The 17,934-nt window shown below is 42.3% G+C and carries 13 protein-coding genes; 3 read left to right on the top strand and 10 right to left on the bottom strand.

Translation table 11 applies throughout. The features are described from left to right. Window positions 1–308 precede the first annotated feature (308 nt). A complete protein-coding gene (locus tag ACSLUR_RS16260) occupies window positions 309–2,471 on the top strand; it encodes a malate synthase G (RefSeq protein ID WP_448556285.1) in 2,163 nt (720 codons plus the stop codon). 642 nt (window positions 2,472–3,113) lie between these two features. Continuing rightward, on the top strand, window positions 3,114–3,593 hold the full coding sequence (locus ACSLUR_RS16255; protein WP_448556283.1) for a hypothetical protein: 480 nt from the start codon (window positions 3,114–3,116) through the stop codon (window positions 3,591–3,593). A 114-nt stretch (window positions 3,594–3,707) separates the two neighbouring features. On the opposite strand, the gene ACSLUR_RS16250 is transcribed toward ACSLUR_RS16255, so the two are convergent. The 10 genes from ACSLUR_RS16250 to ACSLUR_RS16205 form a co-directional block, all read right to left on the bottom strand. Next, the gene (locus ACSLUR_RS16250) at window positions 3,708–4,655 is read right to left on the bottom strand and encodes a hypothetical protein (RefSeq protein ID WP_448556281.1); all 948 of its coding nucleotides are present in this window, start codon (window positions 4,653–4,655) and stop codon (window positions 3,708–3,710) included. Window positions 4,656–4,670: 15 nt separating this feature from the next. Next, window positions 4,671–5,411 carry a hypothetical protein gene (locus ACSLUR_RS16245; protein WP_448556279.1) on the bottom strand — a complete coding sequence of 247 codons (741 nt, stop codon included), beginning with the start codon at window positions 5,409–5,411 and terminating at the stop codon, window positions 4,671–4,673. Next, window positions 5,398–5,952, bottom strand: coding sequence for an RNA polymerase sigma factor (locus tag ACSLUR_RS16240; RefSeq protein WP_116017460.1), 555 nt, complete (start codon window positions 5,950–5,952; stop codon window positions 5,398–5,400). Before ACSLUR_RS16240 ends, ACSLUR_RS16245 begins: the two co-directional genes overlap by 14 nt. A 223-nt stretch (window positions 5,953–6,175) precedes the next feature. Continuing rightward, entirely contained in the window at window positions 6,176–7,441 is a 1,266-nt protein-coding gene (locus ACSLUR_RS16235) for an inorganic phosphate transporter (protein ID WP_448556277.1), read from the bottom strand. Window positions 7,442–7,452: 11 nt separating this feature from the next. Next, window positions 7,453–8,133, bottom strand: a complete 681-nt coding sequence (locus ACSLUR_RS16230; RefSeq protein WP_116001065.1) for a TIGR00153 family protein — start codon at window positions 8,131–8,133, stop codon at window positions 7,453–7,455. Window positions 8,134–8,338: 205 nt separating this feature from the next. Continuing rightward, window positions 8,339–9,040, bottom strand: coding sequence for a phosphate signaling complex protein PhoU (gene phoU, locus ACSLUR_RS16225; RefSeq protein WP_116001066.1), 702 nt, complete (start codon window positions 9,038–9,040; stop codon window positions 8,339–8,341). Between the two features lie 38 nt (window positions 9,041–9,078). Then, complete coding sequence (gene pstB / locus ACSLUR_RS16220; protein ID WP_116001067.1) at window positions 9,079–9,903, bottom strand: phosphate ABC transporter ATP-binding protein PstB; 825 nt, start codon at window positions 9,901–9,903, stop codon at window positions 9,079–9,081. 116 nt (window positions 9,904–10,019) lie between these two features. After that, window positions 10,020–11,657 (bottom strand): phosphate ABC transporter permease PstA, encoded by a 1,638-nt coding sequence (gene pstA, locus ACSLUR_RS16215; RefSeq protein ID WP_116001068.1) that lies wholly within the window; start codon window positions 11,655–11,657, stop codon window positions 10,020–10,022. A gap of 16 nt (window positions 11,658–11,673) precedes the next feature. After that, window positions 11,674–13,818, bottom strand: coding sequence for an ABC transporter permease subunit (locus ACSLUR_RS16210; RefSeq protein ID WP_448556273.1), 2,145 nt, complete (start codon window positions 13,816–13,818; stop codon window positions 11,674–11,676). 247 nt (window positions 13,819–14,065) lie between these two features. Further along, the gene (locus ACSLUR_RS16205; RefSeq protein ID WP_448556271.1) at window positions 14,066–15,793 is read right to left on the bottom strand and encodes an AMP-binding protein; all 1,728 of its coding nucleotides are present in this window, start codon (window positions 15,791–15,793) and stop codon (window positions 14,066–14,068) included. 448 nt (window positions 15,794–16,241) lie between these two features. Here ACSLUR_RS16205 and ettA point away from each other — a divergent pair, with 448 nt between their 5' ends. After that, the gene (ettA, locus tag ACSLUR_RS16200; RefSeq protein ID WP_448556269.1) at window positions 16,242–17,915 is read left to right on the top strand and encodes an energy-dependent translational throttle protein EttA; all 1,674 of its coding nucleotides are present in this window, start codon (window positions 16,242–16,244) and stop codon (window positions 17,913–17,915) included. Window positions 17,916–17,934: the final 19 nt, after the last annotated feature.

Below are 17,934 nucleotides of genomic sequence, written 5' to 3'. Positions count from 1 at the left end.
GTAATGAAAGCGCAGTAAGATCATTACACAAGATCGCGCTTTCACTAATAACTAGTATGACTAGTAGAAATAGCACCAAATTTAGCAAGCTAAATATAATTAACTAGAATACCAAAGATAACAATCAAAAATAAAAGTTATAAAAGATTCTGCAACAAGCTTAAGTCATTGTAATAAATAACTTTTAAGTATTTGCTCAGTTAAAATGGCAAGATTATATTTCGTACATTTATATTTAACCCCTTGCGATTATAACCTTGAGTGAATAGATTTTATAATCATCAATAAATAGAAGTGATGTTACCGCCATGAGTGAACGAATTTCCCAATTTGGTTTACAAGTTTCAAAAGAGCTTAACCAATTCATCGAACAACAAGTATTACCGTTAACCGAATACAACGCAGAGCAATTTTGGCAACAAGCTGCCGACATTATCCACGACCTAGCGCCAAAGAATAAACAGCTGTTAGAAAAACGTGATGCGCTGCAGTCACAAATTGATCAGTGGCACCAAGAAAATACCTACAGCGCTGACACCTTTGCTGACTACAAAGCGTTTCTAACCGATATTGGCTACATCGAGCCTGTCGTTGAAGACTTTAGCGTCGATACAGAAAATGTTGACGCTGAGCTCGCAACTATGGCAGGTCCACAACTCGTTGTACCTATTATGAATGCGCGCTTTGCGCTAAACGCTGTAAATGCGCGTTGGGGTAGCTTATACGATGCGCTTTATGGTTCTGATCTTATTCCTGCAGAAGAGAATCAAGCAAAAGGTTACGACCCGGTACGCGGCGCAAAAGTTATCGCGTTTGCTAAAGACTTTTTAGATAAGCGCTTACCATTAGTATCAGGTAGCCACGCTGACGCCAAACAATACCAAGTTGACGGTGAGCAAATCGTGGTGACATTAGCCGATGGTAGCCAAACTCAGCTGCAAACAGCTAGCGCATTTGTTGGCCAAGCACAGCATTCTGATAGCTTCCACAGCTACCTGTTCAAACATAATCAACTGCTGATTGAACTTTGTTTTGATCAATCAAGCCCAATTTCACAGCAAGACCAAGCACAACTATCAGACATTTTGCTCGAGTCAGCATTAACCACCATTATGGATTGTGAAGACTCGGTTGCGGCCGTTGATGCCGCCGATAAAGTGCTGGCTTACAGCAACTGGTTAGGCTTGATTAAAGGTGATTTAACCGAAGAAATCTCAAAAGGCGGAAAAACCACTACTCGCCGTATGAACCAAGACAAACAATTTGTTGGTGCCAACGGCGAGCCATTATCGGTGAACGCCCGCAGTGTTATGTTCGTGCGCAACGTTGGTCATTTAATGACAAACAATGCGATTTTAGATAAAGACGGCCAAGAAGTACCAGAAGGTATTTTGGACGCAATTGTTACCAGCTTGATTGCAAGTCTAGATGTTCAAGGTGAGTTTGCTGGCCAAAATAGTCAGCAAGGCTCTATCTATATCGTAAAACCCAAAATGCATGGCAGCGAAGAAGTAGCGTTTGCTAATGAGCTATTTGGGCGCGTCGAAACGATGCTGTCATTACCAGCCAATACAATCAAAATGGGTATTATGGATGAAGAGCGCCGTACCAGTTTGAATTTGAAAAACTGTATTTACCAAGCGAAATCACGTGTCGTGTTTATCAACACCGGCTTCCTTGACCGCACTGGTGACGAAATTCATACCTCGATGTTAGCAGGACCAATGACGCGCAAGAATGATATTAAGCTAACTCAGTGGATAGGCGCTTACGAGCAAAACAACGTTGATGTTGGCTTAAGCTGTGGTTTAAGTGGTAAAGCGCAAATTGGTAAAGGTATGTGGCCTGTGCCAGATAACATGAAAGATATGTATGAAGCTAAAATTGGTCATGTGCAATCGGGCGCTAATACCGCTTGGGTACCATCGCCAACAGCAGCAACCATTCATGCGCTGCACTACCATGAAATTAGTGTTGCTGACCTACAGCAAACATTAAAATCACGCACACCAGCAAACATTGACGATATCTTAAAAATACCACTATCGGAATCAACTGACTGGACTGAAGCAGAGATCACCCAAGAATTAGATAATAACGCCCAAGGTATTTTAGGTTATGTAGTTCGCTGGATTGATCAAGGGGTTGGCTGTTCAAAAGTACCAGATATCAACGATGTCGGTCTGATGGAAGACAGAGCAACATTACGTATTTCTAGCCAACATATTGCTAACTGGTTGAAGCACGATATCTGTACTGAAGCACAAGTCATGGCCAGTATGCAGAAAATGGCGAAAGTGGTTGATCAGCAAAACCAAGCAGATCCACTTTATGTTGCCATGGCGGATAACTTTGATAACAGCATCGCCTTTAAAGCGGCATGTGATCTAGTATTTAAAGGTGATGTCCAGCCTTCAGGATATACTGAACCATTGCTACACCACTACCGCCAAGTTCATAAGTCAGCCTAGTTATATCGCTGACTCACTAGGCGACAAGGTAATACAAATAGTGAGTTAGACAAGGCTATACAAAGTAGCTTGTGCGATTAAACGCATAAAAAATGCCGAGCAGTTGCTCGGCATTTTCATATTGGCTAGCAACAACTTTGTTCTGACTAACAATTTAGTCAGGCTAGCTTTCAAATTCACTTTGCAAATTTACCTTGTAAAGTATTCCAACAAAGCCATACAACAAACAGAACTAACACTAATCGCAATAGCTAGCCACCAACACTAGTGACAATAGAAGTAACTTTTTTGACAAACAGCAAGTTACTAAGTTGAACTAATAAAAGGTTAATACGTCAAAGCATTGCCCGAGAGTTTTTCGTGCTAGTAGGCTGTCTAATGAGTAAGCTTTTAGTAGCAGTTAACCCTATAACGTTAACTGACTGTTAATATAAAATTTAAGTTCGCTGCTTATCTCAACAACATTGCCGTTCATCCCATAAGGCTCGCGCAATCAGTCGTAACAATTTATAGTAAAATGGTGCAGTTTAGTTACATACGCAGTTCTTTTTTACTGCCTTATGTATTACGTGACAAAGTTATTACGTTACAGAATTATTAACACAATAGAATCTTTTTAACATTGGGTTAGAGGATGAGACGATGAACAACAAACTTAAAGGAATTACCAGCGCAATTGCGTTAAGTACAGTCGGTTTATGTTTTGCTGTTTCACATGCCGCTCCAACCATCAGTGATAAAGAAGAAGCCAAATATTTTGTTATCAAAAAAGTGTCGATAACTACTGCTCCTGTTATTTCTGCCAACAAGCATTTCGACGCGCTGCGCGGTGTAGAATCATCAACGCTCTTTCAACGTGAAGTGTTTGCTCAAATGTTCGACAAACCGCTTGTTCGCATTCCGCTAGACCAGCAACATATCGCTGATAGCCAAGTGGCAAAATCAAAGCCGCAAAAAACCAACGACTTTTTTGCATTAGCAACCGTGTTGAATGACAAATTACAGCAACTTATTGCTAAATTTACCCAGAGTTCACCAAGTTATTCAGTGAATGAGGAAGGGGTTATGGCGCTGAACAAGCCATCAAATGAAACCTGCAACGTAAAAAAAGCACGTTTTTAAAACTAATTCATTTAAAACCAGCTTTCCCTAGCGGTACTAGCTCAGCAGATACATTCATAAAAAAGGCCACGCATTTGCGTGGCCTTTTGCTTTCGATTGAACCGCCCTAGGCGATTAAAACTGATACGCGCTACTCTTTTCCAGTAACTGCGCCGTTGTAATTTTATCGGTGGCACAGCCATTAATATCTCGTTTGCTGAACACGTGAATTTTATCTTGATAATGTCGGCCAACTCTATCGCCACCTGACTTCAACACCACAGTGACATACTCCCCTTTTGGTAATGCTTTAAGGCCATTACCATACAAACATAACGCTTCGGCAATTTCACCGCTCAGCTGGGTAAAATAGCTTTGGCGAGCCTGTTCAGACTTCTTGGCGGATTCCGCCTGCTTTACGCGAAATTCTTGACCGCGCTTGGCGAGCGCCTGCTTACTTTCTAGAAGAGCTTTCTTCTGTTTCTCTAATTGCTTTTGCTTTTCTTTTAGCTCAGCTTTCTGTTCTTTGTCTGCACGGCGAATTTGAAATTCTACGTCGCGGTTTTCACGTTCTACATCCCTTAACTCGTAAACTATATCGCGCTCTTCTTCACGCAAGTCGCGATACACCTCACGCTCATCACGATGAATTTCAATGACTCGCTCGTATGCACGTGAAGCACTCTCCATAGCTTTTGCCACTTCCCTTTCAACATCTATATTGGGGTACTCGTCGGCCACTTCGGCAACAGTGGCTTCAATATCGGCAATTTGATCTGGTGATAAAAGCGTAATTGGTGGTGCTGGCGGCACAGGAGGTACCGAAACTTGAAAGTTATAACTTCCCCAACTTCCTCTGCTGCTCTTGGACCTAACAGTAAACATCACACCTTGTTTTTGTAGATAGGTACTTTCAATACCGGATAATTTAATCGATTGTTTCGCTTTGCCAGTAGTGATCGACGATTCAATAATATTACTCATAATATCAAGCTGCTTGTGGAGCTGCTCATAGTTGACGTCTGCGGCGGTGGCAAGGTTTGCCGTTAAGGCACTCGACACTAACATTGCTAATTTTTTCATCGTAATTTCCCTCGCTTAATTAGCCCAGTTAGCAGGCTGCATCGTGGTTGTTTGATTGATAAAGGTGCTTTGCTGTAACAAGGCATCTTCAAGTTGTTGAAAACGTATACGCTGATCTAGCGCATCATCATTACGCTGGGCGTTAACAAACTGAATAAAGTCGCTAATATCTTCTTTTCGCTCTTGTCTTGAGGTTTCAAGAATATAGCTAGCAAGTTGTAAGTTGCTCTGCTGCTGCTTATCGCTCAATTCATTGGTGAAGTTGGCTAAAGCGAGCTGCTGGCTTTGCTGGTATTGGTTAAGCTTGTCGTCGACTAGCTGATTAACGCGCTCGGTAACTTGGCTTTCAATCACCTCGGGGTCAACCTCTGACTTGCCAAAGGTCAATAACATACCTTGGTCACTAACTGTGAATTGCACATTGAACAACACTAAAGCCATGGCAAAACAAGAAAATGCCATTGATAACGCGGGTAAACCACTCCACTGCCACCATTTGTGACTAGTATGTTGACTATCCATGTCCATCACTGCCGTGCGATCCCAGTTAGGAACCTTTTTTGGCGCTTCCTGACTGGCTAAATATTCCACGTATTTAGCCGTTGCAATATGCTGTTTCATTGCGCTCTCATGTGCGTGATTATTCTCAAATTCGGCAGCTTGCTCGGGCGACAATTGCTTGTCGAGCCACTTTTCAAATTGCTTATCTTCGAATTGCTTATCTTCGAATTGATCAGATTTATCATGCGGCGACATCTTCCACCTCCAAATAATCTTTCAGTTTATCAAGGGCACTGTACAGTCGAGACTTGGCGGTATTGGTCGATATGCCCAGTTGCTGTGCAATTTCCTCAAAGGTGAATTGTTGAAAAAACTTCATCTCCACCATAATTTTTTGATTAAATGCCAAACGTTGCATCGCTTGATGCAATGCTTGGCTCTGCTGTCCCTGAGTAAGCCCAGTATCTAAACAAGCATCTTGGCTTTCATCTACTTGCTCAGGCACATCATCTATCGACTGCAGTGGCCTTTTCTTTCGATAATATTCAATGCAACGGTAGTGGGCGATTTTAAACAACCAGCCTTTAAATGGGCTGTCGCCACGAAACGTACTTAAATTACGGTAAACCGCAATAAATATATCCTGCATTAAATCCATAGCATCATCTGGATGATTGACCATGCGGTAGGCGTAGTTATAAATGCCACTTTCGTAGCGTTTTACTAAACTCACCCACGCAGATTTTTTCCCTTTGAGTGCTTGCTTGATGAGCGACTCATCGCTTCGTTCGAACACTTATCTTCCTGCGATATATTGGCTTTGTTATTTAATAAGGTAGAGGCAAGCATATAAAAAGTTTGAAAATAATTTAAATTTTTAAACTTTTTTATTTTTTGTTTTTCTTATTTTTCTTACTTTTTCTTATATTGAGTGAGAGCGCCCTTATTGCAGGCACAAAAAACCGCTTAGCAAGCTAACTCACTAAGCGGTTTTTAAATGTTTTTTTTGGGGCTTGGTTTTAGCCTAGCGAGCTAGATAAAATCCAGAAGAACACAATAGATAAACCTGCACCTACTGGTAAGGTAATAACCCAAGACACAACAATATTGCGCACCACACCTAAATTAATTGCTGCGATACCACGCGCCATACCAACACCTAATACAGCACCAACTAATGTTTGTGTTGTTGAAATTGGTAAGCCAGTACCTGAAGCGATAACTACCGTACATGCAGCCGCTAATTCAGCAGCGAAACCACGGCTTGGTGTTAAGTGAGTAATACCTTTACCGATAGTTGCGATAACGCGATGACCGAAAATCGCAAGGCCGGCAACAATACCTAAGCCACCTAAAGGTAGAATCCACCACTCTAGTGCAGCTTTCTTAACGATTTGACCTTCATTGCCAACAATACTAACAACAGCCGCTAATGGGCCAATAGCGTTAGCAACATCGTTTGAACCATGGGCAAATGCCATACAACAAGCAGTAATAACCATTAATACCGCAAACACTTTCTCAACGTTAACGTAGTGGCTTTGCTTGTCAGCTGTTTCATCGAACTTGATGCGTGCGATAAAGAATTTACCCACTATTGCAACAATTACCGCAACGGCAACTGCGTAGACATAACCTTCAACAGTACCTACGTCTAAACCAATGTGCTTCAAACCTTTTTTGATCGTTACTAGCGATAATACGAAGCCCGCTAGGAACATGTATAACGGCACCCAACGCTTCGCTTGGCGAAGTGGTTGTTCAGTGTCGAAAATAAGTTTTTGTGCACTGTTGAAGATAAGGAATGCAATCACACCAGATAGCAATGGCGTAACAATCCAACTACCGACAATGCCACCTACTTTGCCCCATACAACCGTGTCCATGCTCACGCCAATCGCGGCAAAGCCAATGATAGCGCCAACAATAGAGTGCGTTGTAGAGACTGGCCAGCCTAGTGCTGATGCAACCAATAACCAAGTTGCCGCAGCTAATAGTGCTGAAATCATACCGTAAACAAGTAAATGAGGAATATCAGTAAAGTAAGACGGATCGATAATCCCTTTACGAATAGTTGATGTAACTTCACCACCTGCTAAGTAAGCACCAGCGAATTCAAACACCATCGCGATAATAATCGCTTGCTTAATGGTTAGTGCTTTTGAACCAACCGAAGTACCCATGGCATTCGCTACGTCGTTCGCACCAATACCCCAAGCCATAAAAAAGCCGACAATAGCGGCTATCATGACCAACATTGGGCCATGTGTAATTAAAATGTCCATTAAAACGAACCTTAGTTTTTCGCTAATAAAATTTCTAAACGAGCACCAACACGCTCAGCTAAATCGGCTAGATCGCCGACCCATTCGATGATTTGATAAAGAAACATCACATCAACTGGGTTTAAGTCTTTTTCGATCGCTAGCAGTCCTGTACGCAAACCAATTTGCATTGAGTCTGTGTCGTCCTCAATTTCATCAAGCTTGTGGATCATTTTTTCAACTAAATCGACTTCACGGCCTCTAAAGCCCGTTTCTAATAAGTCATCCAATTCATTAATCGCGTCAGCCGCCATATCAATGGCATCTAAACAACGCGCTAAATATTTGAAAAAGTCGTTCTCTAAGTCAGCAGGAATAGACAATTCGCGACCGATAACACGACCAGAAATATCTTTTGCTTTATTAGCAATGCGATCTTGCTGAGTAAGTAGCTCTAATAAGTCAGCACGGTCAACAGGCATAAATAAGCCACCTGGTAACTCTAAACGTAACTGTCTTTTTAGTGCATCGGCATCCTTTTCAAGTTGCGAAATTTCTTTGCGCATCTTCGCCGCTCGGTCCCAATCCTTGGCTTTTACCGCATCAAAAAACGGATGTAACTGGCGAGCACACTTATTCACGATGCGAATGTGTTTCTCCAGCGGTTTAATTGGTGATTTAGCAAATACACCTAGTATTGAATTGTTCGGCATAATCTTATGTCCCGGATACAAATCTCTGTTTTATTTTTCGACGCGGATTCTAGCTGAATGTCCACCATTTGCAACTAATTCCCGCATTTTAGTTGACCAATCAGTCATGAATTTAATTAAAATCAAACACAAAAAAAGGTACATAAACTATGTACCTTTTCTACTTTAACTATAGTTCTTTTAAGATATATTTAAAAACAATGAGTTAGACGTTTTTCATATCTTCTGGGCTGGTGTGACGGAATACTTTACCTTTCACGAAATACATAATGTATTCACAAATATTCTGACAGCGATCACCAATGCGCTCTAGCGCACGTGCTGACCAAATAACACTCATAATTTGTGGAATTGAACGCGGGTCTTCCATCATATACGTCATTAGTTGGCGCATTAATGCTTCGTATTCACGGTCAATTTTACTATCGCGTTGATGCACTTTCATTGCTGCATCAAAGTCCATACGAGTGAACGCATCTAACGTTTTTTGCAACATTTTCAATACGCTATTACCTAGATTCTCTAGGTTTAATAGCAAGTCACGTTGTTCTTTAGAGAAGCTTTCTTGTGCCACGTTGGCAATTTTCTCAGCTTCATCACCAATCCGCTCTAAATCAGTGATGGTTTTGATAATCGCCATAATCAAACGCAAGTCACCCGCCGCTGGTTGACGCTTAGCAATAATACGCGAGCACTCTTCATCAATGTAAACTTCAAATTCATTGATTTTGTAGTCGTTTTTTAGAACTTCTTTCGCAAGGTCTTCATCTGCCTCAATCATTGCCGTGATAGAGTCTTGTAGTTGCTTTTCAACCAAGCCCCCCATCGACATCACGTGATTGATAACCGTTTCTAAGTCTTCGTTAAATTGCCCAGAAATGTGACGGCTAATATTGATAGTATCCATAATAAACTCTTATCCACCCTTTACCTTAATTATAACGATTAACCGTAACGTCCGGTAATGTAATCTTCGGTTTGTTTCTTCGCAGGTGTTGTAAACAGCGTGTTAGTGTCGCTGTATTCAATTAAATCACCCATGTACATAAACGCTGTTTGATCAGAAACACGTGCCGCTTGTTGCATGTTGTGAGTCACGATAACAACGGTGAATTGTTTCTTAAGGTCGTTGATTAGCTCTTCAATCGTTAATGTTGAAATCGGGTCAAGTGCAGACGTTGGTTCATCAAGTAATAACACTTCTGGCTCAATCGCAATCGCACGCGCAATTACCAAACGCTGTTGCTGACCACCCGATAGGCCAAGTGCACTGTCGTGTAAACGGTCTTTAACTTCGTCCCAAAGCGCCGCGGCTTTTAATGAGCGTTCAACTGCTTCATCAAGTACACGACGGTTTTTCTCTCCAGTAATACGCAAGCCGTAAATCACATTTTCGTAGATACTTTTCGGGAATGGGTTAGGACGTTGGAACACCATGCCCACTTTACGGCGAAGCGCTGCAACATCAACATGCTTGCCGTAAATGTTCTCACCGTGTAAGTGAATGCCACCTTCAATACGACACGTATCAACTAAGTCGTTCATACGGTTGATACAACGCAATAGTGTTGATTTACCACAACCACTTGGACCGATAAATGCTGTTACCTGACCTTTTGGTATTTTCATATCAATGCCGTGAAGCGCTTGTTTGTCACCGTAGAACAAGTTCAGGTTCTTAATTTCCAGTGCTGTTTGCTCTGGTGACAAGTTCGCTAAATCTAATGGTGCAGGTACATCACCGAGTGTTTTTGGGGTTACTGTAATCATAACTAATTCTTTTAACCTTTTTTACGGCGCCGCCAGTGCAGCGCTGATGAAATCTTTGTCTATTTTCAGCCGCTAGCCTTTTGGAGCTAGCGATTTACTCTTTGCTGTTATTAGTTCTAGTGCTCTAGTGCGCGATATTTTTCACGTAGCTTGTTACGAATATTAACCGCGGTCATATTCAAGCTAACGATAATGGTCACTAGCAGTAATGCAGTTGCATAAACTAATGGGCGCGCCGCTTCAACATTCGGACTTTGGAAACCAACATCATAAATGTGGAAGCCAAGGTGCATAAACTTGCGTTCTAAATGTAAGAACGGGAAGTTGCCATCAAGCGGTAATGTTGGAGCCATTTTTACCACACCAACCAACATCAGTGGTGCTACTTCACCCGCAGCACGGGCAATTGCTAAAATAATACCGGTCATAATTGCAGGGCTCGCAATTGGCAAAATAATACGCCATAAAGTTTCCGCTTTCGTTGCGCCTAGTGCCAAGCTACCGTGACGCATTGACGACGGAATACGTGCTAAGCCTTCTTCCGTTGAAACAATCACAACAGGTAGCGTTAGAATCGCTAATGTTAGCGCTGACCAAAGTACACCTGGTGTACCAAATGTTGGGCTAGGCAATGTTTCTGGGTAGAACAAACGGTCTAAGTTGCCACCAACCATGTAAACAAAGAAACCTAAGCCAAATACACCGTAAACAATTGATGGTACACCGGCTAAGTTGATTACCGCGATGCGGATCAGCTTAGTAAAGGCATTTTTCGCCGCATATTCATGTAAGTAAATCGCGGCAATCACACCAAATGGTGCCACAATCACTGTCATTAACAGTACCATTAAAACCGTACCGAAAATCGCTGGGAATACCCCGCCCTCGGTGTTAGCTTCGCGGGGCTCATCGAAAATGAAACCAGCGATTTGGTCAAAGAAAGTCGCTACTTTGCCGAAAAAGCTCAACTGGTTATTGAATGAGATCTTGATGATTTGATCAAAGTTAATCGTCACTAGCTCGCCGCCCATCGCGCGCATTACCACTTGGTCGCGTGATACTTGGCTGCGCAGTGCCATCAAGTCTTTTTCAAGCACTTCATATTCTTTGCGCAGCTCTGCCGCTTGTGCATCTAATTCAGCTTTAACTTCGTCAGTTAACTCGCCATCAATAATGTATTTGCGCTCTCTTAAACGCAAACGCTCAAGGTTGTAGTTAATTGCACCAATATCAACTTTTTGTAACTCGCTGATCTCTTCTTGGAACTCATTAACACGCTCTAGCAATTCATCAAGCTTTGATGCATCGGCTTCTTGACCATCAAGAATCACTTTTTCAACAAAACCATAGAAGTTACCGTTGCTACGACGCTCAACTACAGCAACGTCAGCAGGTAGGCTACGCTCAGTAATTTGCGGCGCTAAAATCCAACGGAAATCTAGGCTAACCAATTCACGGTTACCAGTTTTTACCAATAAACGTTCAATGGTGTCTTCGGTAATTTCAACACCTAAGTCAACATGCGATAACTGGCTCGCTGGTATACGCTCACGGTCGTAAACTTCACCGATCACTACTAATTGCTGACCTTTTTCATCCACCATATTGAACTGATGAATTTTCGACGGCCAGAAGTACGATAAACCGTTTGAGGCAATTAACCACAATAGGCCAACTACTGAGATTAAACTTAAGCTAACCCCACCCGCTGATAACCAAACCCAAGGGGAGCCTGTTTTAAACCAATCTTTCATTTAATCAATCCTTCCCTTACAACGAGCTGTATTTTTCTCTGAGACGTTGGCGTACAAATTCCGCCAGCGTATTGAATACGAATGTGAACACGAATAGCACGAATGCGGCTAAGAATAGAATGCGGTAATGCGAGCTACCTACTTCCGATTCTGGCATTTCAACGGCGATATTCGCTGATAAAGTACGCATACCTTGGAAGATACTCCAATCGAGTACTGGCGTATTACCCGTTGCCATTAATACGATCATGGTTTCACCAACCGCACGACCAAGCCCCATCATAATCGCTGAGAAAATACCTGGACTTGCCGTTAATAAAACAACTTTTACCAGTGTTTGCCATGGCGTAGCACCTAGTGCTAGTGAACCACTGGTTAAGTGCTTAGGTACACTGAAAATCGCATCTTCAGCCATTGAGAAAATGGTTGGAACTACGGCAAAGCCCATTGCAATACCAACAACTAGTGCATTACGTTGGTCAAATGAAATACCTAAATCGTTCGTAATGTATTGACGAATATCGCCACCAAAGAACAAGCTTTCCATCACTGGTGATAACGCGAATGCTAAGAAGCCCGCTAAAATCAGAATAGGAATCAAGATGATAGGAGCCCACTCTTCAGGCAGTTTCGCCTTGTATTCACGTGGCAACTTGAACCAAGTGAAAGCAGTTAAAAACGTCGCTACAGGTAGGAAAATTAGCAGTAGGACAATTGCAGGCAAGTAATCTTCAATCAATGGTGCTAACCAAAGACCCGCTAAGAAACCAAGAATTACCGTTGGTAATGCTTCCATTAACTCGATGGTAGGTTTTACTTTTTTGCGCAATGCTGGTGGCATAAAGTAAGCCGTGTAGATTGCTGCACTTAATGCTAACGGTACAGCAAATAGCATCGCATAAGCAGCTGCTTTCATCGTACCGAATGAAATAGGAACTAACGAGAATTTCGATTCGAAATCATCGGCACCACCGGTTGATTGCCAGATGTAGTCTGGCTCAGGGTAACCTTCATACCAAACTTCTTGCCATAACGCCTTCCACGTTACTTCAGGGTGTTCATTGTGCAGCGCGATTAGCGCTAAGCTGCTACCGTCAGCGGCGATTAAGGCATCGGCACGTGGCGCAATCGCCAAGGCTTTTGGCATTTCTTTCGCAATGGCACCATGCCATAAGTCTGCATCACTTGTGGTATAGAAAATACCCATTTCACCAGATGCGGTCATGGTGTAGAAACTCTTACGGAACATCTCAGTGTAGATGCCTGCAACCGCTTCAGTTTCGCTTGCGGTAAAGCGACGGATTTCTTGGAATTGACGGCCTTTTTTACCCGCGACTTCAAACCACTGGCTAACTTGGCCTTGGCTATCACCAAACAGTACTGATGAACCACCAGAAAGCAAGGCCATCGCAGTAATATCAACGTTTTCGGCAACAATGTTCGTTAGCTCGGCTTTAACATCTACGCTGAATTCATCGTCCATGTCGTAGACAGTAACTTGATTGCCAGAACGAACAAACGCCATCATTAAGTCAGGTGTGATCATGATGTCATCAACCTTTGTGCCGTCAAACTCAATTTCTTGATAAACAGGCTCAAATGCAGGGTCATAGTTAAAGTCATCATCTGCAACTAAGGTTGTTTTGATCAGGCGCTGATCATCAGTAAAAGCCACAAACGTTGCTTTTTCATCGTTCATCGCAAAACCAAGCTTAGTAATACCTTGTTCTTGCTCATCAATTGGCAAGGCTTCTTCACCTAACGGGTAGATAATTGAAGGCGTAATATCACGGCTATCTCTTGGGTAAATTGCCGTAAATTTCGCTGCGATTAAGCTAACTTCACCTTCGTTATCGATAATTAAGTGGCGACCGTTATCCGCTGCAATAACCTTAGCAATACCGCCAGCAAACAATTGCTCAGACAAGATTTGGCTACCTTGTGCGCGAAAATCACTTTCCGACATTTGGTAGAAAGTCATATAACCTTCTGAATCTAGTTGATAAGCAACTTCTTTTAGCTCATCTAGGCCCGTTGCCAAAATGTTTCCATTGGCTTGAACACTGATTTCATTAACTGGCTCGACGTCAGCTGATTCGAAAATCGGCTTAATCACGTAAAGCAAGTACAAGAAGATTAAGATCAAAGTAAATAGCACCATGACACCTCCCAAGGAGATGAACCATTTGGCTAGCTTATTTTTCACCTGACGTATGTCAGCTGATTGAGACGCTATAGACACTCAATTTACCTACATTAAATGATGGGATTAAAAAACTGGCGAGAGTATAAGACAGAAATATGACAGTTATGTGACAAAGAGAAATTCACAAAACTGTCATAAATAGAGATACCCCTTATTTAATCAGGGGTATAGGGATTTTTGACCTTTTGGTCAGTTGTGATTTTTACGCGCTTCTCAGCTCACGGCGTAAGATTTTACCAACGGTAGACTTTGGTAACTCATCAATAAATGCGACTTTCTTCGGTACCTTGTATGGCGTTAAGTGCTCTTTACAAAAGCCTCGCACGTCTTCTTCAGTTAAGCCTGCATCAGGTTTTAATACCACGAAGGCAGCAACTTTTTCACCCGTACCGTCGTCAGGTTCGCCAATTACCGCCGCTTCCAAAATATCATCGTGACGGCTAAGCACGTCTTCTACTTCATTGGGGTAAACATTGAAACCTGAGACAATAATCATATCTTTTAGGCGATCAACAATGCGAATGCGTCCATCTTCATCAATAACACCAACATCGCCGGTTTTAAAATAACCATTAATAATAGATTTAGCCGTTGCTTCTTCTTGTTGCCAGTACCCTGACATCACTTGTGGGCCTTTGGCAACAATTTCACCCTCTTGACCCTGTGCTACGGCTTGGTTGTTTTCATCCCATATCTGCAGGTCAGTATCGACAAGCGGGAAGCCAATTGTGCCTAAGCGCTCATTACCCGGTTGGTTAAAGCAAAGTACCGGCGAGGTTTCTGATAAGCCGTAACCTTCAGAAATCGTACAGCCGGTAACTTTTAGCCAAATATCAGCAGCACTATGGGTTAGCGCCGTACCGCCAGAAATCGTCATACGTAGCGAGCTGAAATCTAACTTCACGAAATCTGGATGCTGGCACAAGCCAACGAACAAAGTATTAATACCAGTAAAGTGGGTAAAGCGATATGCCGATAAGGTTTTGACAAAGGCATCAATATCACGAGGGTTTGGAATGAGTACATTGTGGGCGCCATGAGAAGCAGCCAAGATCAAGTTCACTAAGAAGGCATAAATATGGTAAAGCGGCAGTGGACAAATATAGACATCTTCGCCATCGACACATTTAGGCTTAAAGCGCTGGAATGATTGTTCAGCATTTGCCAGCAAGTTAATTTGCGACAGCATAGCCCCTTTCGATAACCCTGTTGTCCCGCCTGTGTATTGCAGCACCGCCAAGTCGCTTAGCTCACCAGCGACAGGTGTTAAGCTTTCAACCTTGGCGCCCTGCTCAAGACAATCTAAAAGAGAAAGGTATTCACCTTGGTAGCGTTTATCAGGCATTAAAAAGTCAGTTGCCTGTGTGACAATCACCTGCTCAATGTCAGTATTATCGATAATTTGGGTAAGGTTAGGTAACAAGTCCGCCAGAATAACAATCGCTTTGGCGCCAGAATCTTTAAACTGATGCTGCATTTCACGTGGCGTGTAGAGCGGGTTAGTGTTAACTAACACAACACCAGCAAGCAAGGCACCGTATGCAACAACAGGAAATTGGATCAGATTAGGAAGCTGCACCGCAATACGGTCGCCAGCCTTAATATTGGTATGCTGTTGTAAGTATTTACTGAAATTTAATGCCTGCTCGTAAGTTTGTGCGAAAGAAAATGTTTGGCCTAAACAACTAAATGCGGGCTTGTCGGCAAACTTTGTACAGCTTTCTGTAATAAGTTCAGCCAGTGACGAAAGACCATGAAGATCAATATTATTTTCATTTTTTGTCATTTTGTTATTCCCTGTATTTACATCAAATCGGTCAATCAATGATGCAACAATTTCTATGATGCTAAGATCATACCCCGTGAACTGTTTGGTAAGAATGATCAACATGTAACCCATTGTTGAAACATTCAACAATAGAATGTGCATTCCCTCTCGCCTAATGTCAACAATGGTAATTTTATCAATCACTTTTGCGAACAATCAGTTACATAACTGACAACAAGACTTAGCACCTAGCCTAACTCTTGTCGGCACTGGCTAGCCAAGTCACTTAAGCAAATGATTTAAATAGGCGTTTTAGCTAGGCTATCTAATACATGTAAGACAATCGTTCAGCAAAAGAGTGTTTAAACACCTACTTGAAATAGCACGCTGGCAAGTACGTAAACAAACTTAAAACTGTTCTATAACGTGTTAAGTCGGTGCACTGTGCTACGACGCGTTAATCTTCTATTGCCTATTTCTTTGGCTATTTCTTTGGCTATTTCTTTGGCTATTTATTTCATTATTTATTTGTCATTGAAACTCGCATCTTACCTAGCCTTGGGTATAAAATATTGGTCATTCAAACATTCATTTATTAAGAAGGTTTTTCATGGCATTGCCAGATAAATTTATTTACTCGATGCACCGTGTCTCAAAAGTGGTGCCACCTAAGCGCACTATATTAAAAGACATTTCATTATCGTTTTTCCCTGGCGCAAAAATTGGTGTGTTAGGTTTAAACGGTGCTGGTAAGTCAACATTACTTCGCATTATGGCGGGCGTTGACAGGGAATTTGAAGGTGAAGCGCACGCGTTAGCTGGCACCAATATTGGCTACTTGCCGCAAGAACCTGAGCTTGACGAAAACAAAACTGTTCGCGAAGTGGTTGAAGAAGGTGTTTCTATTGTAAAAGATGCTATGGCACGCCTTGATCAAGTTTACGCAGCCTACGCTGAACCTGACGCAGACTTCGACGCATTAGCTAAAGAGCAAGGTGAATTAGAGGCTATTTTAGCCAGCGCTGATGGTCACAACTTAGATAACCAACTTGAACGTGCTGCTGATGCCCTTCGCCTACCTGATTGGGACCAAAAAGTTGGCGTATTAAGTGGTGGTGAGCGCCGCCGTGTTGCACTTTGTCGTTTATTACTGCAAAAACCAGACATGTTGTTACTCGACGAACCGACTAACCACTTGGATGCAGAATCTGTTGCTTGGTTAGAGCGCTTCTTACACGACTACACAGGTACTGTTGTGGCTATTACCCATGACCGTTACTTCCTTGATAACGTTGCTGGCTGGATTCTAGAGCTTGACCGTGGTGAAGGTATTCCATGGGAAGGTAACTACTCTTCATGGCTAGAGCAAAAAGAAAAACGCTTAGAAATTGAAGCGAAATCTGAAAGTGCTCGCCAAAAAACCATCAAGCAAGAACTTGAATGGGTGCGTCAAAGCCCGAAAGCACGTCAATCAAAGAACAAAGCCCGTATGGCACGTTTTGAAGAGCTTAACAGTCAAGATCATCAAAAACGTAACGAAACCAACGAGCTATACATTCCACCTGGACCGCGTTTAGGTGACAAAGTACTAGAAGTTAACAACCTGACCAAATCATTTGGCGATCGCGTACTGATTGACGATTTAAGCTTCTCAATTCCTAAAGGGGCGATTGTCGGTATTATTGGTGCTAACGGTGCGGGTAAATCTACACTATTCAAAATGTTGTCAAAGACTGAGCAACCAGACTCAGGTACCGTCGAATTAGGGGACACGGTAAAACTGGCCAGTGTTGACCAATTCCGTGACGACATGGATGGCAAAAATACCGTTTATCAAGAAATTTCTGAAGGCCACGACATTATTGAAATTGGCACATACGAAATTAACGCCCGCGCCTATTGTTCACGCTTTAATTTCAAAGGTAATGACCAACAGAAATTCATTGGTGACTTATCAGGTGGTGAGCGCAACCGTGTACATTTAGCTAAGCTAGTGAAAACTGGTGGTAACTTATTGCTACTGGATGAGCCAACCAATGACCTTGATGTTGAAACCTTACGTGCACTTGAGGAAGCTTTATTAGAATTCCCAGGTTGTGCCATGGTAATTTCCCATGACCGTTGGTTCCTTGACCGTATTGCCACCCATATCATTGATTACCGTGACGAGGGTCAAGTTAACTTCTTCGAGGGCAACTTTACCGATTACGATGCATGGCTGAAAAAAACGCTTGGACCTGATGCAAATCAACCACATCGCATTAAATACAAAAAAATCAGTTAATTGATAAATTATTAAGGCA

Source organism: Thalassotalea montiporae (assembly GCF_053485855.1).
This window is presented reverse-complemented; position numbering and strand designations above follow the sequence as displayed.

Bases quoted from the DNA above. Each gene is read 5' to 3' on its own strand.
- ACSLUR_RS16260 (WP_448556285.1), top strand. From the start codon at position 309: ATGAGTGAACGAATTTCCCAATTTGGTTTACAAGTTTCAAAAGAGCTT.
- pstB (WP_116001067.1), bottom strand. From the start codon at position 9,903: ATGATTACAGTAACCCCAAAAACACTCGGTGATGTACCTGCACCATTA.
- phoU (WP_116001066.1), bottom strand. From the start codon at position 9,040: ATGGATACTATCAATATTAGCCGTCACATTTCTGGGCAATTTAACGAA.
- pstA (WP_116001068.1), bottom strand. From the start codon at position 11,657: ATGAAAGATTGGTTTAAAACAGGCTCCCCTTGGGTTTGGTTATCAGCG.
- ACSLUR_RS16205 (WP_448556271.1), bottom strand. From the start codon at position 15,793: ATGCACATTCTATTGTTGAATGTTTCAACAATGGGTTACATGTTGATC.
- ACSLUR_RS16250 (WP_448556281.1), bottom strand. From the start codon at position 4,655: ATGAAAAAATTAGCAATGTTAGTGTCGAGTGCCTTAACGGCAAACCTT.
- ACSLUR_RS16235 (WP_448556277.1), bottom strand. From the start codon at position 7,441: ATGGACATTTTAATTACACATGGCCCAATGTTGGTCATGATAGCCGCT.
- ACSLUR_RS16245 (WP_448556279.1), bottom strand. From the start codon at position 5,411: ATGTCGCCGCATGATAAATCTGATCAATTCGAAGATAAGCAATTCGAA.
- ACSLUR_RS16230 (WP_116001065.1), bottom strand. From the start codon at position 8,133: ATGCCGAACAATTCAATACTAGGTGTATTTGCTAAATCACCAATTAAA.
- ACSLUR_RS16210 (WP_448556273.1), bottom strand. From the start codon at position 13,818: ATGGTGCTATTTACTTTGATCTTAATCTTCTTGTACTTGCTTTACGTG.
- ettA (WP_448556269.1), top strand. From the start codon at position 16,242: ATGGCATTGCCAGATAAATTTATTTACTCGATGCACCGTGTCTCAAAA.
- ACSLUR_RS16255 (WP_448556283.1), top strand. From the start codon at position 3,114: ATGAACAACAAACTTAAAGGAATTACCAGCGCAATTGCGTTAAGTACA.